The organism is Cellulomonas sp. P4_D11 (assembly GCF_056401915.1).
This window is the reverse complement of the sequence record NZ_JBFUIK010000074.1, coordinates 1-1,785: the sequence shown is the minus strand read 5'-3', so window position 1 is coordinate 1,785 and position 1,785 is coordinate 1. Positions and strand designations below refer to the sequence as shown.

The 1,785-nt window shown below is 77.4% G+C and carries 2 protein-coding genes; both read left to right on the top strand.

The features are described from left to right. The coding region (locus AC1DT4_RS20225; RefSeq protein ID WP_477091548.1) for a helix-turn-helix transcriptional regulator at positions 1–541 on the top strand (541 nt) is incomplete at its 5' end. 106 nt (positions 542–647) lie between these two features. After that, positions 648–1,736 carry a flavin-containing monooxygenase gene (locus AC1DT4_RS20220; RefSeq protein ID WP_477091547.1) on the top strand — a complete coding sequence of 363 codons (1,089 nt, stop codon included), beginning with the start codon at positions 648–650 and terminating at the stop codon, positions 1,734–1,736. Positions 1,737–1,785 lie beyond the last annotated feature (49 nt).

Genomic DNA, 1,785 nt, shown 5'->3' with positions numbered 1-1,785 from the left:
GCTCGCGGCGGAGCGGCTCGCGGCGTCGGCGGACGGGCCGGCCGGCAGCCTGTGCGTCGACACGCTGGCGGCGGCCGCGGACGGCGCCGTCCTGCTCGCCGAGGGCGACCCGCGGGCGGCACTCGTGCCACTGGGTCGGGCGGTGGACGGCTGGTTCGAGCTCGACGTGCCGTACGAGGTCGCTCGCGCCCGCGTCGCGCTCGCGCGGGCGCGCCGGTCGCTCGGGGAGGACGTCGACGCCGCGCTCGACGAGGACTCCGCACGCGCGACCTTCCGCCGGCTCGGCGCCGCGACGGACCTGGCCGGACTGGACGGAGCGCCCGCGCCGGCGCGCGGCCCGCTCAGCCCGCGCGAGGTCGAGGTGCTCAGGCTCGTCGCGACGGGGCGCACCAACCGCGCGGTCGCCACAGCGCTCACGCTCTCCGAGCGCACGGTCGCGCGGCACGTCTCGAACATCTTCGCCAAGCTCGACGTGCAGTCCCGGTCCGCGGCGACCGCCTGGGCCTACGACCACGGCGTCGTGGAGCGTTCCGCCGAGTGAGCAGAACTGCCCACGCCCCGGCCGGCCGCCTGGGCAGGACGCCCGATGCCGGCCGCGCCCGTCCTTCCTAGCGTCGAACGCATCGACGACGACGGAGGTCATGACCATGGACGAGCGGACGATCATCATCGGTGCCGGGCAGGCCGGGCTGGCGACGGCCTACCACCTCACGCGGCGCGGGCTGCCGTGCCTTGCGCTCGACGCGCACGACCGGGTCGGGGACAGCTGGCGCGAGCGGTACGACTCGCTCCGGCTCTTCACCCCCGCACGGCTGGACGCCCTGCCCGGCGTGCCGTTCCCCGCGCCCGGCTGGTCGTACCCGACGGCCGGGCAGATGGCGGACTACCTCGAGCAATACGCGGCCGAGCTGCACCTGCCGGTCCGGACCGGGGTGGACGTCCGCCGGGTGCGCTCGGCGGGGAGCGGCTTTCGGGTGGAGACGACCGACGGCGAGCTGTCCTGCGCAACCCTCGTCGTGGCGGCGGGCGGCCACCGCGACCCGTGGACACCGGCGCTCGCGGCGGACGTCGATCCTGCGGTCGTGCAGCTCCACTCGACGGCGTACCGCCGGCCCGCCCAGCTGCCCGACGGGCCCGTCCTCGTGGTCGGCGCGTCCCACTCCGGCGCCGACCTCGCGCTCGAGCTCGCGCAGGCGGGCCACGACGTGCTCCTCGCGGGGCGGTTCCACGGCGAGCTGCCCTACGGCGGGGTGCGCGGTCGGATCTCCGCGCTCCTCCTGCCCACGGTCGCCCGCCACGTGCTGACGGTCCGCACGCCGGTCGGGCGCCGGATGCAGCCCGTGATCCGCGCCGGCGGGGCCCCGCTGCTGCGCGTGAAGTCGGCGGACCTGACGGCGGCCGGCGTGCGGCACGTCGCCGCCCGCGTGGTCGACGTGCGCGAGGGCCGGCCCGTCCTCGGCGACGGCACCGTCGTCGAGGCGCGGTCGATCGTGTGGGCCACCGGGTTCCGCGACGACTTCGGCTGGGTCGAGCCGGCGCCGCTGGGCGCGGACGGCTACCCGGTGACGGACCGCGGGGTCGTGCCCTCGGTGCCCGGGCTCTACTTCGTCGGCCTGCCGTTCCAGTACGCGTTCGCCTCCGCGATGGTGCACGGGGTGGGCCGCGACGCCGAGCACGTCGCCCGCCACCTCGCCGCGCTGGGCACGGCCACCCGACCCGCGGCGGCCGTGGCGTAGCCGGAGCCGTCAGCCCCGCAGCGCGACGGTGGCCTCGTCGGCTCCCGCC

Coding starts and splice junctions, on each gene's coding strand:
- AC1DT4_RS20220 (WP_477091547.1), top strand. CDS start 648: ATGGACGAGCGGACGATCATCATCGGTGCCGGGCAGGCCGGGCTGGCG.